Below are 21,344 nucleotides of genomic sequence, written 5' to 3'. Positions count from 1 at the left end.
TGCGCCGTGATGGCACATTGATAATGAGTCAGCCGGGGAAATTGAGTTACGGTGACAACGTCACCCTGTTCCAGACGTTGCATCGTGCTCTTTAAATACACCGACTGGATCGAATGGCGCCATCCCGCACATTATTGGCCCATTCATCCACCACTGGACGCATGCCTGAGGTTCTTCTCGTGCCTGATATGAAGCTTTTTGCTGGTAACGCCACCCCGGAACTAGCACAACGTATTGCCAACCGCCTGTACACTTCTCTTGGCGACGCCGCTGTAGGTCGTTTTAGCGACGGCGAAGTCAGCGTACAAATCAATGAAAACGTACGCGGTGGTGATATTTTCATCATCCAGTCCACTTGTGCTCCCACCAATGACAACCTGATGGAACTGGTTGTTATGGTTGATGCTCTGCGTCGTGCTTCGGCAGGTCGTATCACCGCCGTTATCCCTTACTTCGGTTATGCTCGTCAGGACCGTCGTGTTCGTTCTGCTCGTGTGCCAATCACCGCGAAAGTGGTGGCGGATTTTCTGTCCAGCGTCGGCGTTGACCGCGTGCTGACCGTTGACCTGCACGCAGAACAGATCCAGGGCTTCTTCGATGTGCCAGTCGATAACGTGTTCGGCAGCCCAATCCTGCTGGAAGATATGCTGCAGCTGAACCTGGACAACCCGATTGTGGTTTCTCCGGACATCGGCGGCGTCGTGCGTGCCCGCGCTATCGCTAAACTGCTGAATGATACCGATATGGCTATCATCGACAAGCGCCGTCCGCGCGCCAACGTCTCCCAGGTGATGCACATCATCGGCGACGTTGCCGGTCGTGACTGCGTGATGGTCGACGATATGATCGACACCGGCGGCACCCTGTGTAAAGCGGCAGAAGCGCTGAAAGAGCGTGGCGCGAAACGCGTATTCGCTTACGCGACGCACCCAATCTTCTCCGGCAACGCTATCCAGAACATCAAAAACTCTGTCATTGATGAATTTGTCGTCTGCGATACCATTCCGCTGGCACCAGAAATTAAAGCGCTGGATAAAGTGCGTACTCTGACGCTCTCCGGTATGCTGGCTGAAGCTATTCGCCGTATCAGCAATGAAGAATCTATCTCTGCTATGTTCGAACATTAATCGAGCCCAGCACAAAAACCCGCTGCGGCGGGTTTTTTTGTCTCCGCACCTTATTTGTATGATCAATGCCTCCTTCACCTGCCATTTAGTTGACAGATGATGCGCTCATGGATGAAACATTATTGTGAACAGATTATTTTCCTCACATGTGATGCCTTTCCGCGCCCTCATCGACGCTTGTTGGAAAGAAAAGTACACCACCGCCCGCTTCACGCGTGACCTGATCGCCGGGATCACCGTCGGGATCATTGCGATTCCGCTGGCGATGGCGCTGGCGATTGGCAGCGGCGTGCCGCCGCAGTACGGCCTCTATACCTCAGCGGTGGCAGGAATTGTGATCGCCTTGACCGGCGGGTCACGCTTTAGCGTTTCCGGTCCGACCGCCGCCTTTGTGGTGATCCTCTATCCGGTTTCCCAGCAGTTTGGTCTGGCGGGACTGCTGGTGGCGACGCTGATGTCGGGGATCTTTTTAATCCTCTTCGGCCTGGCGCGCTTTGGCCGCCTGATCGAATACATCCCGCTGTCAGTCACCCTCGGCTTCACCTCGGGGATCGGTATCACCATCGGCACCATGCAGATTAAAGATTTCCTCGGCCTGCAGATGCCCCATGTGCCGGAGCATTATCTGCAGAAAGTGGCGGCGCTGGCGATGGCCCTACCGACCATTAACGTTGGCGATGCCGCCATCGGCGTCGTTACTCTTGGCATTCTGATCCTCTGGCCGCGGCTGGGTATCCGCCTGCCGGGCCACCTCCCGGCGCTGCTGGGCGGCTGTGCGGTCATGCTGGTGGTCAACTTGCTCGGCGGCGATGTCGCGACGATCGGCTCGCAGTTCCATTATCAGCTGGTGGACGGCACTCAGGGCAATGGCATTCCGCAGCTGCTGCCGCAGCTGGTATTGCCCTGGGATATGCCGGGCTCAAACTTTACCCTGAGCTGGGCCTCGCTGCAGGCTCTGCTGCCTGCCGCCTTCTCAATGGCGATGCTCGGCGCCATTGAATCTCTGCTGTGCGCGGTGGTGCTTGATGGCATGACCGGCACCAAGCACAAAGCCAATAGCGAGCTGATTGGCCAGGGGCTGGGCAACATTGTCGCGCCGTTCTTCGGCGGGATCACTGCCACCGCGGCGATTGCCCGCTCGGCGGCGAACGTCCGCGCCGGCGCCACATCGCCGGTTGCCGCCGTGATCCACGCCCTGCTGGTGATCCTGGCGCTGCTGATCCTCGCCCCACTGCTCTCCTGGCTGCCGCTGTCGGCGATGGCCGCCCTGCTGCTGATGGTGGCATGGAATATGAGCGAGGCGCATAAAGTCATCAATCTGCTGCGCCACGCGCCGAAGGACGACATCGTGGTGATGCTAATGTGCATGTCGCTAACGGTGCTGTTTGACATGGTGATCGCTATCAGCGTCGGGATCGTGCTGGCTTCGCTGTTGTTTATGCGCCGTATCGCACGCATGACTCATCTGGCGCCGGTCAACGTCGAGGTGCCAGACGATGTGCTGGTGCTGCGGGTAATTGGGCCGCTGTTCTTTGCCGCCGCCGAAGGCCTGTTCAACGATCTGGAGACCCGGATCGCCGGCAAGCGCATCGTGGTGCTGAAATGGGACGCGGTGCCGGTTCTCGACGCCGGTGGCCTGGATGCCTTCCAGCGCTTTGTGAACAAGCTGCCGGAAGGCTGTGAATTGCGCGTATCTAACCTCGAGTTTCAGCCGCTACGCACGCTAGCGCGCGCCGGCGTCAAGCCGCTGCCCGGACGCCTGAGCTTCTACCCCGATCGTCAGGCCGCGCTGGCTGACCTGTGATCACCCGGCGGCAGGTCCCTGCGCCTGCCGCATCAAGGATCCGGTCGCCTGCTGCAGCCAGCTCAGCACCGCCGGCGTCATCCAGGTGCCCTTCATCAAATGCGGCTCCTGCTCCATTGCCCGACGAAACTTCTGCAACGTCTGCGGCCGGGTACCGGCGTAGGACTGAAACAGTTCAAGCCACGCCCGGGCCAGCGCCTGACCCGACGCCGAGTCCGGCGCTACGCCCTCCCGGCACGCCTGATGCAGCTTCGCCACCAGCGCAGGCCACTCCTGTAGCCGGTCAAAATAGTGCTGGCGGGTGAACGCCATCTCTTCTTCGTCAAGGTACCGCGCCCAGATGGCCAGTTTGCTTTCGGCAAAGGCCTCGGTGATATAGGCGATGATTGCCGGCGTGACGCCGGTCTGTTCAACCATCTGCGGCTCGGCGGCATGCATCTCGTTCAGGCGGGTCAGAAACTCCGGACGCCCGGCCGTATCCTGCTCCAGGCGCTCCATCCAGCGCGTCGCCAGACGCATCGCCTGCGGACTGTCCGTCGGGCAGCCGCTCGCCATCAGCGTCTGCACCTCCTCCGTTAGCTCGCGCCACGCCTGCGCCCGCTGTTCATCCTGTGCCGCAAACGGCAGCGCGGCTAACTCCTGTTGACTAAACCAACGATCGTACATTTTCATTAACTCCAGCGTCTGTAGCCAGGACTCCAGATCGGGTTCATTGCCGCTCGCCAGCGCCTCGCGCAGCACCAATAGTCGGTCGCGCAGCCTGCCAACATCGCGTAGCTGGGCGTTGAGCATATCTATCTGCTGCGTCAGCAGCTCGGGCAGCGACAGCGTTTGCCGATCGAGATAGTCCTTGATTGTGGCGAGCGTTAGCCCGGCCTGCGCCAGCGCCTTTATCATATGCAGGCGCTGAACCGCGGACAGGTTATAGAGCCGATAGCCCGCCTCGCTTCTGGCCGAAGGCGTTAACAGCCCCGTCTGTTCATAATGATGCAGCGTACGTACCGTCAGTCCGGCACGCTTCGCCAGCTCTCCCACCTGAATTAACATGACTGCTCCTCTCTGTGGCCAGGTCCGCTACTCTGCAGCCTGACGTAACGTCAGGGTCAAGCAAAAACCGCGCTTGCTATTCATTTTTGCTGGCAACCATAGCAGCACGAAGGCCAGGACGGAATGGGGGCGTAATATGGCGGGAAAAAGAGGAAGAGATAAAGTGAGACACAGAAAAGCGCATCGGCCTTCAGCGGCCGATGCGCGAAATCATGCTACGGTTAGCTGTGACGATGCTGGTTACGACGGCAGCGTTTATCGTAGTGGCGCACCCACCAGTAGCGGTCGCTGACCTGCTCGTGGCCGCCAATACGGGCACCGGCCAGCCAGAGCACTGCGCCAACGAAGATGCTTAGGATTGCGCCATGCGCAAAGAATTGTGGCAGGTTAAGCTGCGGAAGCTGGTTCAGAATGGAGTAACCTACCCCCACAACCATCACCACCAACCCTAACCCCATGAGTACGTTACCGAGTAACGAAGCGTTTTTGCGTTTCATGTGTCACCTCCGGACTTTGGGTTGCCAGGGAATGTCCCCAAATCTTATAGGTGTAGTATAGACAAGGTCTCTTCTGCGGAGTGCGTCCACGATCACATTAGTGAACAGCGAATAGACAAAAATTTACAAATAAGTCTATGAACCATATCAAATTCTAATGATTTAGTGAGTAAATCATCAATGCGGGTATTGTCTAATAGCCAGAATTTTGTCAAGCGCGCCCGCAGACAGTACACTACGCGGCAGAGAATGCCCCATGCAGGATAGAAAACGTGACCATTAAACTGATTGTCGGCCTGGCCAACCCCGGTGCGGAATATGCCGCCACCCGGCACAACGCTGGCGCCTGGTATGTGGATTTACTGGCGGATCGCCATCGTGCGCCGCTGCGCGAAGAGAGCAAATTCTTCGGCTACACCTCGCGCATCAACCTGGCGGGCGAGGACGTCCGCCTGCTGGTCCCCACTACCTTTATGAACCTCAGCGGTAAAGCCGTGGCCGCGATGGCGACCTTTTATCGCATCAACCCGGATGAAATTCTGGTCGCCCATGACGAACTGGATTTACCGCCGGGCGTGGCGAAATTTAAGCTTGGCGGTGGCCATGGCGGCCACAATGGCCTGAAGGATATCATCAGTAAGCTCGGCAATAACCCGAACTTTCACCGTTTACGCGTCGGAATCGGCCATCCGGGCGACAAAAACAAGGTTGTCGGCTTTGTGCTTGGCAAACCACCGGCCAGCGAGCAGAAACTGATCGATGACGCTGTCGACGAAGCGGCGCGCTGTACCGAAATCTGGTTAAAGGACGGGCTGACCAAAGCGACCAACCGTTTGCACGCCTTTAAGGCGCAATAAGCCGTTGTCGTGCGGCATTTTTGCCGCGCACCGTGTATAATAGGCAAAGCTATTCAATTTTCTGCAATCTGTTCCTTGTAACAGATTGATTATCCAAAGATTAAGGTGATTTAAATCATGGGATTCAAATGCGGTATCGTCGGTTTGCCCAACGTCGGCAAATCCACCCTGTTCAATGCGCTCACCAAAGCGGGTATTGAAGCGGCCAACTTCCCCTTCTGTACCATTGAGCCGAACACCGGTGTCGTACCGATGCCCGATCCGCGTCTGGACAAGCTGGCTGAAATCGTCAAACCGCAGCGCATCCTGCCGACCACCATGGAGTTCGTGGATATCGCGGGCCTGGTGAAAGGCGCGTCCAAAGGTGAAGGTCTTGGCAACCAGTTTCTGACCAACATCCGTGAAACCGAAGCCATCGGCCATGTGGTTCGCTGTTTTGAAAACGATAATATTATTCACGTCGCGGGGAAAGTGAACCCGGCGGAAGATATCGACGTTATCAACACCGAACTGGCGCTGTCTGACCTTGATACCTGCGAACGCGCGATTCACCGCGTCTCCAAAAAAGCCAAAGGCGGCGATAAAGACGCGAAGGTTGAGCTGGCCGCGCTGGAAAAATGCCTGCCGCAGCTGGAAAACGCCGGTATGCTGCGCGCGCTGGATCTGACCAAAGAAGAGAAAGAGGCCATCCGCTATCTGAGCTTCCTGACCCTGAAGCCGACCATGTACATCGCGAACGTCAATGAAGACGGTTTCGAGAACAACCCGTACCTCGATCAGGTTCGCGCCATCGCCGAGCAGGAAGGGTCTGTGGTGGTGCCGGTGTGCGCCGCCGTTGAAGCGGACATCGCCGAGCTGGACGATGAAGAGCGTGACGAGTTCATGGCTGAGCTGGGCCTCGAAGAGCCGGGCCTGAACCGCGTGATCCGCGCCGGTTACGCTCTGCTGAACCTGCAGACCTACTTCACCGCGGGCGTGAAAGAAGTTCGCGCATGGACCATCCCGGTGGGAGCGACCGCGCCGCAGGCAGCCGGTAAGATCCACACCGACTTCGAAAAAGGCTTTATCCGCGCGCAGACCATCGCTTATGAAGACTTCATTGCCTACAAAGGCGAACAGGGCGCGAAAGAAGCCGGTAAAATGCGTGCTGAAGGTAAAGACTACATCGTGAAAGATGGCGATGTGATGAACTTCCTGTTCAACGTCTGATCCCGCTAACTGGCGTTTTCGCCGCCACCGCGCAAAAAAATCCACGCAGCGGCGTGGATTTTTTTTACCCAGGCGACACGCTACTCCACAATATGGGTATCTTCTGCCGCCTCGTAGCCATCAACGATCTGCACAATTTTCTTTAACTCAGCCTCAATAAAAGCCGGGGTGGTGCTTTCCCCAGAGGCCGGGTGATGAAGCTCCACCGAGATGCCGCTGGCGGCATTGGTCAGCGACAGGCTGATCTCCTGCTGGCCCCGCGAGGACGAAGAACGCCCGATATGCTGCATGATAGCCGCCGCCGCCGCGCGCGTATCAACGTCTGCGAGATGACCCCATCTCATTTCAACATGCCCCTGCTGCCCTGCCTTTATCACCTGCAGCGTATAGCCGCTTCTTGCCGTTGCCATGCCTTTTCCTCCGATTTAGTTGCCCGGGCGTCACATTATCAGCCCGGTTTTATCAGCCAGGTTCGCGCGCCTGCGCCTTGCCGTTAATGACTCTTTTCCACATAGGTCTGCATGTTTTCTTTGGTCACTAACTCAAACGGGATCCAGACATGAGACTCGACCTTTTCTCCTTTAATCAGCTTCAGCGCTACCGCTAAGGCCGTTTTGCCCTGACCGACGGCGTCCTGGAAAACCGTCACCTGAATCTTATCGCTGGCCAGGGCTTTCAGCCCGTCCGGGGTGGCGTCGATCCCGCCGATCAGCAGCTTCTTCTGGCTTTTCTCCAGCGCCATCGCCGCGCCAATCGCCATCTCATCGTTGTTCGCCGCCACAATATCAATCGCTTCTCCGTTGCCCGTCCAGTTCTGCATCAGATCCATTCCCTCGCTGCGGGAATAGTTGGCCGGCTGTTTCTGCACCACTTTCATTGCCGGATACTTGGCCACCACCTGCTCCACATCTTTGGTGCGCTGCAGCGCGCCGGCGTCGGTGAGATTGCCGATCATGATGGCGACGTTGCCTTTGTAGTTCGCCAGCTTCGCCAGCGCCTCCATCTGCAATGTGCCAGACTCCCGCTCGTCCGAACCGACAAACACCACGCCGGGCGGTAACGTTTTATCCCCCGGCGTCCGGTTCACATACACCAGCGGCATTTTGGCCTGCTGCGCCATCTTCGTCAGCTGCGGGGTGCTGGCGGAGTCCACCGGGTCGACGATGATCGCGTCCACGCCGGAGGCAATGAAGCTCTGCACCTGATCGGCCTGGCGTCCGGTGTCGCCGCGGGCGTCTTCAAACTGTACGTCGACGTGGCGGGCTTGAGCTTCTTTCTCAATGGACTGGCGGATAATAGTGAGAAAGTTTTGATCGAAGTAGGCCATTGAGACGCCGATCTTCTCCGCTAATGCCGAAGCGGAACTGGCCAGAAGGCCTACTAACAGGATGATTTTACAGTGCTTCATAGTATGCCCTCAGAGATCGAAATAAAATTTTCAATACAACTACAAACGGTATATTTAAATCATTTTCAGACTACGAAGGGCGTTCGGTTCTTGCAATATTGATGTAAAGAAAATGTTGCCATGCGCACACTTTATTTCACCGCCTCACTCACCGAGGGCTCACCGGTTGCGGGGAGCGCAGCGGTCGGCGACGCCGGCTGTTTTCGCTTCAGCAGGGCATACTCCACTATCAGCTGTTGCAGATGCAGCTCCGCGAGGCTTCCCCGCGCGGCTGGCCAGGGTTGATCAACGGGAAGCGCGGCCAGCTGGCGCAGCTGCTCCTCCAGCGGAACAGCGCGGTTAAACGACTGTGTGATGGCAAATACTGCGGTTTTCAGTTCGCTCACCGTCAGGTACTTCCCCTTCTGCTCGTCGAGGGCATTGAGCTGGTCGGCGAGCCGCTGCAGCTGCTGCATGCCCTCCGACCAGCCGGTAAGATTTTCCGCGGGCAATGCGCCAGCACTCAGCTGCTGCCGCCACTGCTGCGCCAGCGGTTGCGCCTGATCCGGCCAGCGGATAAGGGCCTGGTGGACCAGCTGGTCGCCGTAGCTGACCGCCCAGTCCGGCGCCAGGCGGGCAAGCTCGCCAAGCTGGCGCTGCGTCTGTGGCAGATCAACCGGCCCCGGGGGCGTTGTCGCCGGCAGGCCCGGTATCGGTCCGGCATTTTGGGTGACCGAAATGGGCGGCAAGTCGGACTGACGCAGCGCCAGCCATCCGCCGACGGCGATACCCGTTACCGCCAGCATGGTAACCATTCCGGCGATAAACGGCTTCCAGCGCGGCGCGGCTGCCGGAGTAGACGCCGCCACCGGCGCGGGCCGCTTTGCAGGTGAAGGCGGAGCCAGCGGCTCAGCCTTTGGTCTACGTTTTAGGTCTGGCACTGGCTCAGCCTTCGCCGCATCCTCTTCGCTGACCAGAGTGCCGGGAAGTTCCGCGTCAGACACCGCCACCGGCGGCGCGGTGGGAAGCGCTGGCGCAGGGTCGAGGCTCTCGAAGCGAGTTGCCGTGCTGTGCAGTAGCGCCCGCAGGTCGCTCAGCTGGTTTTCAGGAGCGATCTCAAGGCGCTGGAGCACTGCGTCGAAGCTTTGCAGCGAACGTTCAGCCTGCTCAAGCGAATCAACATCCTCTGGGGTAAGATTCAGGGTACGGATCACCTGCCGCAGCCGCTTGCTCAGGGTGCGGAAGATCTCTGTCCGGGCCGGGAGCGCCTGTGGCCACAGGTTTTTCCCCTGACGAACCAGCAGCGACTCCATCAGCGTCAGCCCCTCATTGATCCCTGCCACCCCGCCCAGCCGGGCGCGGGCCAGGGTATACCAGGCGACAGTCTGCAGGTCCGCGCCGTGATGCTCCAACAGCCCGCGGGCAAGCTGCTCGGCATACGGCCAGTTAATATCCGGCCGCGCCGGGTGGCTGAGCTTGTTCATTTCCGCACGCAGGGCCATAAAATCAGCCAGCGTGCGCGGGTCGCCACCGGCTTTATAGTGACGGTCGTGGTGTGTTGTCATCATGATGTCTTTCAGCGAGAGATTAGAGGGCGGAGCGGGCGTCAAGGTACTGCTGACGTTTGAGGTGGCGGATCAACACCCTGCCCTCGGGCATAAACTCCGTGCCGTAACGCACCAGGCCAATATCCTTCAGCTCCGCATCAATGGCATAGCGCAGTTCGCCGGGCGCATGCTGATCGAGCATCACCACCGCGATCCGCTGCAGGCGCGGTTCGTATTTCAGCAACACCGCCGACAACGTGCTCATCAGCTGATGCGCCGACGCTGGCATCCCCTGGAGGACAGCGGTCATATCCGGCAGGCCGTAGTCCGGCAAATGCGCCAGCGTTCCGGCCCGACAGTTGAGGATGCGCTGCATGTTATCGAGCACCGACAGGATGACCTGATCCGTTTCGCTGACGGTATTCAGGTCAAGCCCGCCGGCGAAATTGCCGTACAGGATGTCATACAGGGAGGGACGAGGCATTTTCACTTCTCCTTAAACGGGTGCAGCGTCAGTTGATTTTGGCTGGCTTCGATAATGCGCGGCCTCGCCGGATCAAGTTCGTCCCGGGTGAGTACCAGCCGCCAGCTGTTTTGCGTCAGGTCTGGATCGATAAACATGGCCGCCACCGCCACAAACTGCGCGCTGGTTTCCATGGGCATATCGACGGTCACCGATTCGCCCGGACGCAGGCGAACATCTTTTTCCGCCACCCGGTCCGTCTGCAGCGCCTGGCCATCGCCGGCAAACAGCGACGGGTAGTCAGTATTGTCGAACGCTTGCCGGTCCTTCAGCTGATAAATACGCACCACCGTCGCCAGGGAGGCGCCTTTGGCGTTGTTATTCACGCCTTCCCGGGCGCGAAGATCCAGATGCAGGGTTTTCACCTGGGGATAAAAAATGGACTGGGTCACGGAAACGGCGCCGTCTTTCACGGTCTGCGTCAGGCCGCAGCCGGTTAAGACGGTAACCATGAGGAATGCCAGCAACCTGGCGGAGGGTTTAACTGCGGTAATCGCCATCTTCATCGCTCTCCCTGCGGTGGATATTTTCCCGGACGCGCTGATAGCGCCCCAGATAAATCGTGACTCTGTCGTCAGCCTGCTTCTGCGCATCCAGCGGACGCAGCACAGCGGTACGGCCGAGCTGGACGGCATGCTCCTGCTGGCAGCAAAGTTGCGCATCCGGCAGTAAATGGCGGGCGACGCAAAGCTGCAGCCGCACGTCAAGATGAGATCCGAGCCAGACGTGCAGAAGCGCCATCAGGTCGCTGAACAGTTCGCCGCCGGGCAGCCAGCCGCGAACCTCATCAGGCTTTTCCGTGGCCAGCTGCAGCAATACCTGACCGTTCACATCCGTGGCGTGGATTCCCATCACTGGCCTATGTTGCAGGCTAACCGGCTGACGGACGCTCATCGTTAACGGCTGCGACAAGGGGATCCGGCAGGGATCGTGGTGGTACACCGTCGCCCGGGTCCCCGGGGCCAGGAGCGCCACCAGCGCCTCCATGCCTTCCCCGGATCTCCCCGGCAGCATCATCACCGGCAGCAGCGCCAGAAATCGCGACAGCGGCGCTGCGGCAACGGCGGCACATCCCGGTATGCCCAGCCCCGCCAGGCCCAGCAAATACTGCGAGATGTTGTCCGTGCCGCCCGCCCGAAAGGTTGCCGGGTAGGAATATTTGCGCCAGATACGGTAATACTGGGCGATCAGCCGATGGTTAAAGATATCGAGGAAATCCTCGGTGGCCTCGACGCCTTCCCGCCGTTGCGCAATGTCATCGCTATAGTGGGTCGGCAGCGGGGATTCCACGCCGTAGAGTCCCATAAAAGTCACGCGAACCGCCGGCGGAGGGGGCGGTTCAGGATCGTCCATTCCACGGATTTCGCCAGCCGGAAAGCCCATCCCCGGATGCGGGCGAAAGCGTATGGGTTCATCACCTACTAGCCAGCCGCTGCCGATGATCGGCGCCTTCGGATGGTTCTTCTCCAGCAACTGGCAGAAGCGGTAAAAATTCATGTACGGCAACTGAGGCCGGAGCTGCGCCATCAGCCGGGCAGGCGCAGACTGTGATTCTCTTTCCACCGGATACATTTCCCTTCAGGTTGAACAATGAGCGTCAGCTGGTTGAACTGATTCATATCGGCATACAGTGCGAAAAAGCGGTTGAGCATGTCGCCAAACAGGTGGACATCGCCCGCACCGGTAAATCCGCTACCGTCGAGCGTCACTTCGATATCCAGCCCGCGCAGCAGGAAGCCCTGCTCGAAACGCTGAATTCGGTGATGGCTGACCGCCAGAATGGCGTCCAGACGGCGATTATTGAGCTCATCCTCCCGCCAGTTGTAGAGCGACAGCGTGCCGCGCAGCACCTCGGCGCTGCTCATCATGTTGAGAAAACGGGTGCCCAGATGCCTCATGACCCGCCAGTGGTAGCGGTCTTCCGCCGGGGGATAGGCCGGCAGCGTGGGCCTACAGAGATTGCGGACGGTAAGCGGCGTGGCTGATATCGACTCACAGCGATCCAGCAGCGTGCTCTGTAGCGCCCGGCGCGGCAGCTGGCCGTTAGTGCCGGTGATGCGCAAGGAGACCGTTTCCCGCGCCAGCTCCCGGTCAGCCTCCCATTGCTGTCCGCCGAGGATAAGCCAGGTATCGTGCATGCCGGTTACGCCCCGTTTTACGCGGGTGTGGTAGTAGCGCTCAGGAGCATGGCGACGCATCATCCCGCCCTGGTGACGAAAGCGGGTGAAAGGCACATAGCGCGCCTCCCCGGTGCGCCCGGAGCCGGTCACGCTGTCGACAGAATAGATTTCGGTATGCCCGTCCTGCAGGCGCTTCGGACGCAGGAGGTATTCGCTCTCCAGCCCGCTGATGGTCAACGGATCGGCCTCAAGGGTAAACAGGTTAATCACCGGCACACAGTGCAGGCGCAGGCTGCTTGCGCTGACGGGTAAATCACTTTGCCAGACCTCGCTGAACACCACCTCAAGCGTGAAATGCGATATCCCCGCCGGCAGGGTGATGTTTTCCAGGCCATTTAGCTGCACGAACATAAATTTTTCGCGAAAGGTGAAATACTCGAGCAGCAGCTGATAGCCGCTGAAAGCACTCTCCCCCTTCGGCCATAAACGATCCTCCTCGCTGAATCCCCCCGGGGAAAAATAGCCGTCGAGGCTTACCCGCTCTGTCTGACCCGGCAGACGCAGGTACAGGGCGGCCTGGCGTCGGGTCAGCCACAGATGGAGGGCGCTGCCAGTAACGGCGTCTTCCCCCAGGTACAGCGCCAGGCGGCGGAGATCGGTCTGCGACCAGTCAGCCAGCTCGCTACAGGCGAATCGTAGTCGCAGGGCCGAACGTCCGTCCGGCTCCGCCGTCATCACCGCCTCCTCTATCGCCAGCGGGTTAAGCGTCAGATCGCGGGTGGTTCGGTACCGGCACACGGTATTTTTCGGCCCCAGTGGGCGGGAGCTAATCTCAAACCCGGCGGGCACCGTTTCCGCCATCTTCATCGCCGGCAGCGTTGGGGTCAGCGCCACGATCGATAGCGATGGAATAGTGCGCAAATAGTGCGGCCACAGCATGCTGACCAGCCCCTCGGTCAGCTCCGGCAGATCATCATCAATTTTTTCGCGCAAGCGACCTACGGAAAAGGCAAAGCCTTCAAACAGGCGCTCAACGTAAGGGTCCGGCGTACCGGCTTTATCGAGATCCAGCATCGCCGCCCGATCGGGGTGAGCCTGCGCGAACGCTTTTGCCGCCTCGCGCAGGTAGCGCATTTCAGCATCAAAATATCGCAGGGTTAAATCGTCCATTATGAATATTCCATTATTCGTCTACAGGGAGACACGCAGCATGGCTGCGCGGTCAGATTAGTTGGCCGTCGGGCGGCCATGAGCGAAGGAGGCCTGGCGTTGCAGGTTAACGCCAATCAGTGAGGGAGAAGGTTCAGTATCCCTCTTCGCCGGGTATATCGTCGGTCAGCGGAACACGTTCAGCAGACGCGCGCACGCTGAATATCGTCTCCGGTAGCGTAAAGTTTCGCAGCGCCAGCAGCGCCAGCGGTCCTTCCCCCGCCTCGGTACGCAGCGTGTAGTTCAGCAACAGACCATCCGGCGCTTTCCAGCTCAGGCTCCAGCTGCTGCTCGTTCCGGGATAAGCGCTGACCACCGCCTTATCCAGCAGACGGATCCACCCCCAGGCGCCCGGGAAATCGCCATACTGGCGGGTGCCCGCCCGGGTACTGACCCAGCTCAGACTGGCGCCCGGCGCTTCGGTGTCAGCGGGCCAGCTGAACCGCCGCCAGACCGGCATCTGGTTCATATAGACAAGTTTCTGACTGTCGATGACCAGCTCCGTCTGCATCACGCCGTCCGCCGTGCCGGGGCGAAGCGCAAAATGCAATCCCGCTTCGCCGTTGGCGAACGCGACGTCGGAGAGATGGCTCAGGGTATTCATCGCCTGCAGAAAGGCCGGGTTAAACGTCAGCCCCTGAGCATTGATACTGTCCGCCATCCAGCGGCTCCCCTCTTTATGCAGCACGCCGTTCAGCCGGGTCTGCAGAAAGCGGGCGATGCGCCCGGTCTCGCTGTTGAGGTATTTTGCCAGCAGCGGCAGAGAGACTTCACTGCTGGTATTTTTAAAGGGGTAGCGACCGCCAAAAGCGCTATTCCAGTCCTCCACCACCGCGCTGCGCCACTGGGCGTTGAGACTTTCCGCCGCCGGGGTCAGCACCTGCTGCCAGGCCTGTTCCATCGGGCGAACAAACAGCGTCTGCCCAAATCCACTCCACTCCTGGCCCAGCCCCGCCGCCACCAGGCTGCCGTAGTCGCGCGTTTCGGTTAAATCCACGGCCTTGCCCTGGAATACCGTCTGCGCAAGCAACCGGGTCATCGCCTGCGGATCGGTGGCGTTGGTGACCTGCTGCAGGCGCAGACGCACCTGGGTGACGCGGGTCAGGAAGGTCTGCAGGCTAAGACGGCTGGTGGGTGTCCCGCCGTCGCGATTGTCCAGCAGCGCCAGTACGGGCCCGAAGGTGGCATCCAGAGGACCGCGCGCGCCGGACCGTTGATCGATGACGGGCGAGTTATCACGGTTGAACAGCTGCCTGGCCGATTTGACCAGCGAATCGGCGATGGCTTCCCCGGTCTGGCCGGTTCGCCCCTGCACGCTCAGGGTGTTCATCAGCGCCACCAGCGGCGACTGGCGCACATCGGCCATCAGGGTCAGCTGGTCGATAGCATCGGAGAGGGTCGCCGCGCGCTGCCAGCGCAGACTGTTGAGGAAATCCAGCCAGGCGCCGCTGAAATCAGCGAAATAACGCTCCGCCAGCCTGGCTCGCAGAGCTTCCGGCGACGTCGACTGCGCGGCAGTCTGCTTCGTATCGCTCAGCACCCAGTCCATTTCATCGCGGCGTTCCGCGACCACTTTCTCAATGGCCGGCTGCACGGCCTGCTCCCAGGCCTGACGGGTAAACATGCCCGGCACCACCTCATCAGTGCTGAACAGACGCGAAGCATCGGTGTCGGCAGTCATATCCGCCAGGCGCATATCGGCATACTGATTCGCCACCTGCGCGAGCATCTTCTGGTAAAGCGTGGACTCACTGTTGCGCTGGCCCATCTGTCGAATTAACCGTGTGCGCACCTGGCTGACCAGACCATCATCGACAGGCAGACGCCACTGCGGATGCGACACCAGACTGGCGGCATAAAATGCCAGCAGCGAAGGGCCGCTGCCCTGCCAGACGGCGTCGGCGATGCCTGAGCGCTGCGACCAGTCCTGCATTAGCGTGGTGGCGAACCACGCGGCGTCCATTTTTTCCGGGCGGGTCAACATCAGATATTGTTTCAGTTGTCCGTAAGCGGTCTTCGTCATCTTCTCACGCAGTGGGCTGTCCGGCGGCAGCTGCACGAAGGCGGTGAGCTGCTCTTCCAGATGATGCGCCGCCGCATCGCGCAGCAGCGGCTGCGCCATCTCCCCGTAGCGCGGAAACAGCGCCGCCAGCAGGTCATCGTTCTGACTGAGGCCAGCGCGGAGGTACCACGGCGCGCAGTGCTGCGAGCGGTATTCCAATTGAGAAAGCGTTTTCTGTAACGCGGAGAGCGCATGCAGGCGTACGGCCAGCGGCTGTTTCTCCGCTGAGGCCAGCCGCACCTGCTCCTGTGCGATCGCCACCAGGTGGCGGTTGGCGATAAAAGAGACTGTCATTGAGGCGGCCCAGAGTAACATCAGGGCGGCGGCGGCCACGCTCATCCCACGCATCCAGTTGACTCCCTGTTTGCGCGGACGTAGACCGGCTGGCAACCACAGCACTGAGTCTGGTATCGTTTCCCAGCGGTTATCCCGTCCCCAGTGATGACGGACACTGCGACCAGCCTCTACTGACGCCTCACTAAATACCACCCCGGCCAGCGGCAATGGTCGGTATGGATTAAGCAGTATCGATAACGGTTCCACCACCGTTTCCGGTTTACGGGTCAACTGGTCGGCCAGCGCGAGTAAAAAATTGTGCTGTGGTTGCCCGCATATCTGCTGGATGCCCTGCTCTATCAGTAACGACGCCAGGGCAGTGAACTGTTCGGCAACTATTTGCGGCGTACAACCTGCAGGTAACAGGCAGCCTACAGGCTGAGTGATACGTCCATTTTTTTCGTTGCCCCCCTCATACAGCGACCAGACGTATAGGGGTAGTTTCCAGCCAAGAGCTTCGAAGCGTAGCTTTAGAGAGTGAGACACACTGTCCATTTCATCTGGCGTGAGCCTGGGCTTCGTTCTGTTCATCGTTGTCAAAACGCCGTCAAAGCCCGATGTTATCCACACCATACCATCAGCCGGGCGATAACGCAGTTTACGCAGCGCTGTGAACCAGGCGTTATCTACCGCTGCCCCAGGGTCTCCACCCCACAGCAATAATGTACCTTGATCTTCCTGCCAGAGTTCCTGCGTGAGCTTTGGGGTCAGTTGTTCTACGTCTCTGACTGAGCCAATTATCAGCAGAATACGGACTTTGCGGGACCAGGCGCGTCCATACTGATAGCGTAGAGTCTGGCGAATTTCCCCCACCGTAATAGGATGGGGAGGTGTCAGCGCCACGCGCCCTTCTTCGCCGGGTAAGACGCTGGCCTGCTGCGACTGCCGGCGATATAAACTCTCCTTCACACGGCGGGACATTGCAGGAAGGTAAAAAACAAATACCAACGCCAGACAGACCAGGACAAACACCAGTACCTGCTCGCCCCGCGTATTGATATTCAGCATGCCGCCATAGCGGGTGATCCCCCACCATATTGCAGCCATCCCGGCCAACGTAAGCCCGGCCAGGCCAAACCGGCCCAGGCCATTACCCGGTATATTCATCTTCACTCCCTGGGGTGATGGTACTGATAAAATGTTCCTGTTCGCTGGAAAATAACGCCAGCAGGGGCTGTTTACGGAGGCTGACCAGATCGGCTGCCAGCGCGGTCAGGAGCCAGGGCGCTGCGGGTCCCGGAATACCGCACCATTTTTCCAGCAGCGCGATATCTTCAGCTTTCCATGGGGTATGCATTTTGCCGCCCTGCGTGATAAGCGCGGCGCTTCTTTCCGTCCATTTTTTTGCGTCCCCGATAACGGAGGGCGTATGGCAGGCGACAGTCTGGGTTTCCAGAAACAGGGTGATATCGTCTTCAAAGTTCGTCATATCTAAGGGCATAGGACGTAACAGCCGTGATGAGTGCGGCAGATGGTATTTTTGCGCCACATCATCGCTGGTCAGCAGCAGCACGGCCAGCCCGTCGGAGTATGCTGTACCACCGTTGAGCTGGATGACCAGGAGTAAATTGACCGTCAGTACAGGCTGCTTCAGGCGCTCCTCCACTTCCGACAGTGAGAATGAGCCGGTAACGGTAATATCATCAGGCACGGCGCGGCCAGGAATGTGTTCTTTCCAGAGATTACTGAAACTGCTGGTCAGCTCAGGCGAGGGATTATCCGTGATCAGGGTGACATACAGCGGTAGCTCTTCCGGCAGGCACTGCACGCGCTCTTCTATACTGGTCAGCAGCGCATGCATCGCACTCAACTGCACGGGCTCTTCTGCCGGAAGGTAATTAATCCTGCGGGCAAGTCCGTATTGCTGAGGCCGCTCACTCCCCCAATGCGCCGCAGAAATATGATCCGGCAACAGCACTGCACTGCTCAGAACGGCCAGCCAGCGCCCGGCCCAGTCTTCCCACCTCTGCTGTCCGTATTCCGCCTCTTTCAGCAAGAACTGATGCGCTTTCAGATCCCTGTCCCACAGGTAGCAACGCAGGCAAAAAATCAGCAACCAGCATCCTGCAGGCATCAGGGATACCCACCAGATATTTATCACTGAGATAATTTTTACGGTGCCGGAGGCATGGAGGATAAAGAGCAGGACACCGATAATCGCCATCAGTACACCGGCAAACAGCCATCGGGTCAGTGAAGGAGCCGATGGCTGCTCCATGGTCAATGCTTTTGTTCGTACCCAGCCCATTTTTTATCCTATCGCGCATTCCGGCGCGCCGGAAATCACCTGGCAACCGCACTGACATTTGCAGCCATCGACCACGATGGCTTTACCATCGGAAGACCATTCCGGCGCTCCCTCAATAATGGCATTAGTGCCATGTCCCGGAATCGGGCAGCTGACTTTATCCCCCACCAGCGCTACGGGCTTTCCATTTACAATCATGGTGGAGGATGCGGAAATAACAGCACCGCCGTGCGTGGTTTTATGGCCGAGTAATACAAAACCTTTGGACATTGAATTTCCTTTTATATATCAGCGATACAGTAATTATTAATTAGAATACTCAATCGCATCTATTTCAACCTAATGAGTGAGGCAATAACATTTAATAACAGACAAAAAACGGCCACTCCTATCAAAGGAAGAACAATAAACATAAAATAATATCTGGAATATCTGCACGCCTCTCTTTACTTAATACATACTTCTTCCCCCAGGTGATATCCCCTACATTAATAATTTTTCACTTCGAACGCCAATTGCCAGACGGTAATGACTCCAACTTATTGATAGTGTTTTATGTTCAGATAATGCCCGATGACTTTGTCATGCAGCTCCACCGATTTTGAGAACGACAGCGACTTCCGTCCCAGCCGTGCCAGGTGCTGCCTCAGATTCAGGTTATGCCGCTCAATTCGCTGCGTATATCGCTTGCTGATTACGTGCAGCTTTCCCTTCAGGCGGGATTCATACAGCGGCCAGCCATCCGTCATCCATATCACCACGTCAAAGGGTGACAGCAGGCTCATAAGACGCCCCAGCGTCGCCATAGTGCGTTCACCGAATACGTGCGCAACAACCGTCTTCCGGAGCCTGTCATACGCGTAAAACAGCCAGCGCTGGCGCGATTTAGCCCCGACGTATCCCCACTGTTCGTCCATTTCCGCGCAGACGATGACGTCACTGCCCGGCTGTATGCGCGAGGTTACCGACTGCGGCCTGAGTTTTTTAAATGGCGGAAAATCGTGTTGAGGCCAACGCCCATAATGCGGGCGGTTGCCCGGCATCCAACGCCATTCATGGCCATATCAATGATTTTCTGGTGCGTACCGGGTTGAGAAGCGGTGTAAGTGAACTGCAGTTGCCATGTTTTACGGCAGTGAGAGCAGAGATAGCGCTGATGTCCGGCGGTGCTTTTGCCGTTACGCACCACCCCGTCAGTAGCTGAACAGGAGGGACAGCTGATAGAAACAGAAGCCACTGGAGCACCTCAAAAACACCATCATACACTAAATCAGTAAGTTGGCAGCATCACCGCTGACGGCTTCTCCCGCCGCCACCGTAAAACGTTTCAGCGCACTAATGTCCGTATTCTGCTGTGACACAATCCCCACGCTGGCGCTACCCGAAGACAACCGTACCGCCTGCGGACTGCTGATGCTCACGCCCTGCGGCGCATTCAGCACTATCCCCGGCTGCGCCAGCTCTTTCAGCGCATCGTTCAGCGTCTGCTGGTTGCCGGTATCCGATGGCAGGGCCTGAGCCGATTCCGCTGCCGACGCCAGGCTTTTCGCAATACCCAGGGCATTTTCAAGCTGCGCAATCGCCTCCTCCATTGCCAGCATCCTGTCGCCTGCCGAAGGCTGTTTATCCGCACTGATAAACACTCCCGCACCGCCCCGGATGCTCACCCATTTATCCGTACGCAGTTCCGCACCCTCGCCCCGCAACTCCCTTTGCGCATTCACGTTATGCCCCAGGTTCAGCTGCGTCTTGCCGCCGTACTCGGTGCTGAGCTTGATATGCTCCTCGCCGCGCTTATCCTCCATTCGCAGCTTATTGTTGGTCGGAGTACGAATCACATTGCGGGTGCTGTTTTTCTCCGTCACAGGGTCGACATGCCGCGAGTCGTGCAGCGCATGCGCAATATACGGCCGGTCAGGGTCGCCTTCGTGGAAAGCAATCGCCACCTCCGTGCCCTGGATCAGCGGGAAGTGAAAGCCGTACACGTCGCCGCCGTAGGGTTTGGCGAGACGCACCGGCATGCTTTCCTGCCCCTGCCCTTTCTCATCTCTGTCAGGGTCAAATTTCACCCGGTACAGGCCGGACGCATCTTGCCAGGCATAGATATCATTCGCCTTCGCGCTGGTCACCCGCGCCGTCATGGTGCCAGTCACCTTCGGGCGCGGCAGCAGCGGCGGACGCCAGCACAATGTTTCGCTGTAGGGCACCGCCAGCAGGGACACCCGCAGCGCCTCCCGGCGGCTGGCGGTAAAACCGGTGCCGGTGATTAACAGCGGATCCTGTACGGGCGCAGGCAGGGTCGACGGCAGGCTGTCGGTAACGGTCAGCACCTGGGCCGGCGCCAGCCAGGCTGCAGTACTGTTCGCGGTAATAAGCGTCTGGTGAGCCAGAAAACGCTCATGGTCGAGGCGGGCATAGAAGTTGGCGGTCTCCGTCTGCGGGTCGATTTTATCGCCACGCTCCCGATGGCGAAGCTTATAGTGGTATACCTCACCGTAAGTGATGCCTTCACCATTTCCCCGGGTCATATCCGCTGTTGCCGACTGGAGAACGCTCTGCGCATCGCGGGGGTTATAATCCCGGGTAGTGACGTTCGCCTCTACGACATTGTGCGTGATGCTCAGACCCCATATCGATTCCGCACCGCTGTCGCTCATCCCGGACGGGCTGTTTACAGGAAGTGTCTTATCGAACATCAGCGCCCGCTGCGCGTCGGCGAAGTGGACCACTTCGCTCTGGGCCTCTTCCTGCAGGGTGAAGAAATAAAATATCCCCACCTCTGCCAGCAGGCGCTGGATAAACGCCAGGTCGCTCTCCTGATACTGATTAATTTGCTCGCGCCGCGGATAGTGTTGCTTGAGATTAAACTCATACTCCCAGTCATGGAGGTGATGTTCCTGCAATACCTGCTCCACCACCTCCGGTACCGATTTGTTGACGAAAAAACGATGGCTGCGAAACTGTTTATCCAGCAGGGAGAGAAACGGCTGGAGGGTTATCTGATAGGTCGACTGATCTTCAGAACGATTGACGCGCCGGAAGGTGGTAATCACACCATGGACGCGTTTGCAGTCCGCCAGCTGCTGCAGTGCGCCGCCGCCCATCGTCAGCATGGCGGGTTTGCTCAGGAGCTGTGCGGCATCAATATTTTTCTCTGCGCTGGTAAACGTAATAGTGTAATAATAAAGTTCACTCAGTTTTTCTGCCCCACTGAATTCTTCCACATCCAGCGATGCGGTACATGAAGGAATATCCAGCTGGTAACGGTTAAGGGTGGTACCGGTAATTATTGAAGAGGTATCCATTATATTCCTGTTTTACTCCGCTGTAATGACCATCAAAAATCAATTCACAGGACGCCCTGTTTAATT

17 protein-coding genes and 1 pseudogene are annotated in these 21,344 nt (G+C 58.4%); 4 read left to right on the top strand and 14 right to left on the bottom strand.

The window, feature by feature from the left end; genetic code table 11:
- Positions 1-179: 179 nt before the first annotated feature.
- Together prs and dauA are read left to right on the top strand one after the other, a co-directional pair.
- Complete coding sequence (gene prs / locus KB890_RS24625) at positions 180-1,127, top strand: ribose-phosphate diphosphokinase (RefSeq protein WP_002910407.1); 948 nt, start codon at positions 180-182, stop codon at positions 1,125-1,127.
- A 124-nt stretch (positions 1,128-1,251) separates the two neighbouring features.
- Positions 1,252-2,931: a C4-dicarboxylic acid transporter DauA gene (gene dauA / locus KB890_RS24620; protein WP_020324125.1), complete on the top strand. Its 1,680-nt coding sequence runs from the start codon at positions 1,252-1,254 to the stop codon at positions 2,929-2,931.
- Here the strand turns inward: dauA and KB890_RS24615 are convergent, their stop codons facing one another.
- Together KB890_RS24615 and ychH are read right to left on the bottom strand one after the other, a co-directional pair.
- Positions 2,932-3,978, bottom strand: coding sequence for a MerR family transcriptional regulator (locus tag KB890_RS24615; RefSeq protein WP_004175547.1), 1,047 nt, complete (start codon positions 3,976-3,978; stop codon positions 2,932-2,934). It lies immediately after the preceding gene.
- 221 nt (positions 3,979-4,199) lie between these two features.
- Positions 4,200-4,475 (bottom strand): stress-induced protein YchH, encoded by a 276-nt coding sequence (gene ychH / locus KB890_RS24610; RefSeq protein ID WP_002910437.1) that lies wholly within the window; start codon positions 4,473-4,475, stop codon positions 4,200-4,202.
- A 272-nt stretch (positions 4,476-4,747) separates the two neighbouring features.
- Between ychH and pth the strand changes: the two genes are divergently transcribed.
- Entirely contained in the window at positions 4,748-5,332 is a 585-nt protein-coding gene (gene pth / locus KB890_RS24605) for an aminoacyl-tRNA hydrolase (RefSeq protein WP_004180389.1), read from the top strand.
- Between the two features lie 117 nt (positions 5,333-5,449).
- Positions 5,450-6,541, top strand: coding sequence for a redox-regulated ATPase YchF (gene ychF / locus KB890_RS24600; protein WP_002910443.1), 1,092 nt, complete (start codon positions 5,450-5,452; stop codon positions 6,539-6,541).
- 80 nt (positions 6,542-6,621) lie between these two features.
- Here ychF and KB890_RS24595 read toward each other — a convergent pair whose 3' ends face one another.
- The 12 genes and pseudogenes from KB890_RS24595 to KB890_RS24540 all read right to left on the bottom strand — a co-directional run.
- Positions 6,622-6,951, bottom strand: a complete 330-nt coding sequence (locus tag KB890_RS24595) for a DUF1869 domain-containing protein (protein ID WP_020323957.1) — start codon at positions 6,949-6,951, stop codon at positions 6,622-6,624.
- Between the two features lie 83 nt (positions 6,952-7,034).
- Positions 7,035-7,949 carry a sugar ABC transporter substrate-binding protein gene (locus KB890_RS24590; RefSeq protein WP_002910453.1) on the bottom strand — a complete coding sequence of 305 codons (915 nt, stop codon included), beginning with the start codon at positions 7,947-7,949 and terminating at the stop codon, positions 7,035-7,037.
- Positions 7,950-8,080: 131 nt separating this feature from the next.
- Positions 8,081-9,496, bottom strand: a complete 1,416-nt coding sequence (locus tag KB890_RS24585) for a VasL domain-containing protein (RefSeq protein ID WP_004152260.1) — start codon at positions 9,494-9,496, stop codon at positions 8,081-8,083.
- Between the two features lie 19 nt (positions 9,497-9,515).
- Complete coding sequence (gene tssE, locus KB890_RS24580) at positions 9,516-9,959, bottom strand: type VI secretion system baseplate subunit TssE (RefSeq protein WP_004175538.1); 444 nt, start codon at positions 9,957-9,959, stop codon at positions 9,516-9,518.
- Positions 9,960-9,961: 2 nt separating this feature from the next.
- Positions 9,962-10,498, bottom strand: coding sequence for a type VI secretion system lipoprotein TssJ (tssJ, locus tag KB890_RS24575; protein WP_020806091.1), 537 nt, complete (start codon positions 10,496-10,498; stop codon positions 9,962-9,964).
- Entirely contained in the window at positions 10,479-11,495 is a 1,017-nt protein-coding gene (gene tssG / locus KB890_RS24570; protein WP_020806092.1) for a type VI secretion system baseplate subunit TssG, read from the bottom strand. The genes tssJ and tssG overlap by 20 nt, the downstream gene beginning before the upstream one ends.
- Before the next feature lie 29 nt (positions 11,496-11,524).
- Positions 11,525-13,288, bottom strand: coding sequence for a type VI secretion system baseplate subunit TssF (tssF, locus tag KB890_RS24565; protein ID WP_020323961.1), 1,764 nt, complete (start codon positions 13,286-13,288; stop codon positions 11,525-11,527).
- 133 nt (positions 13,289-13,421) lie between these two features.
- Complete coding sequence (locus KB890_RS24560) at positions 13,422-16,832, bottom strand: ImcF-related family protein (RefSeq protein WP_020323959.1); 3,411 nt, start codon at positions 16,830-16,832, stop codon at positions 13,422-13,424.
- On the bottom strand, positions 16,816-17,973 hold the full coding sequence (locus KB890_RS24555; RefSeq protein WP_004180395.1) for a hypothetical protein: 1,158 nt from the start codon (positions 17,971-17,973) through the stop codon (positions 16,816-16,818). Before KB890_RS24555 ends, KB890_RS24560 begins: the two co-directional genes overlap by 17 nt.
- Before the next feature lie 3 nt (positions 17,974-17,976).
- Entirely contained in the window at positions 17,977-18,243 is a 267-nt protein-coding gene (locus tag KB890_RS24550; protein WP_004180396.1) for a PAAR domain-containing protein, read from the bottom strand.
- 269 nt (positions 18,244-18,512) lie between these two features.
- A protein-coding gene (locus KB890_RS24545; RefSeq protein WP_095033700.1) for an IS1-like element IS1B family transposase occupies positions 18,513-19,210 on the bottom strand; the annotation gives its coding sequence in 2 pieces (ribosomal slippage) (positions 18,513-18,961 and positions 18,961-19,210; 699 coding nt in all).
- A 55-nt stretch (positions 19,211-19,265) separates the two neighbouring features.
- Positions 19,266-21,278: pseudogene (locus tag KB890_RS24540) on the bottom strand (type VI secretion system Vgr family protein); the annotation flags it as partial.
- Positions 21,279-21,344 lie beyond the last annotated feature (66 nt).

It is taken from the genome of Klebsiella sp. P1954, assembly GCF_018199955.1.
Lineage (GTDB): Bacteria > Pseudomonadota > Gammaproteobacteria > Enterobacterales > Enterobacteriaceae > Klebsiella > Klebsiella pneumoniae.
This window is presented reverse-complemented; position numbering and strand designations above follow the sequence as displayed.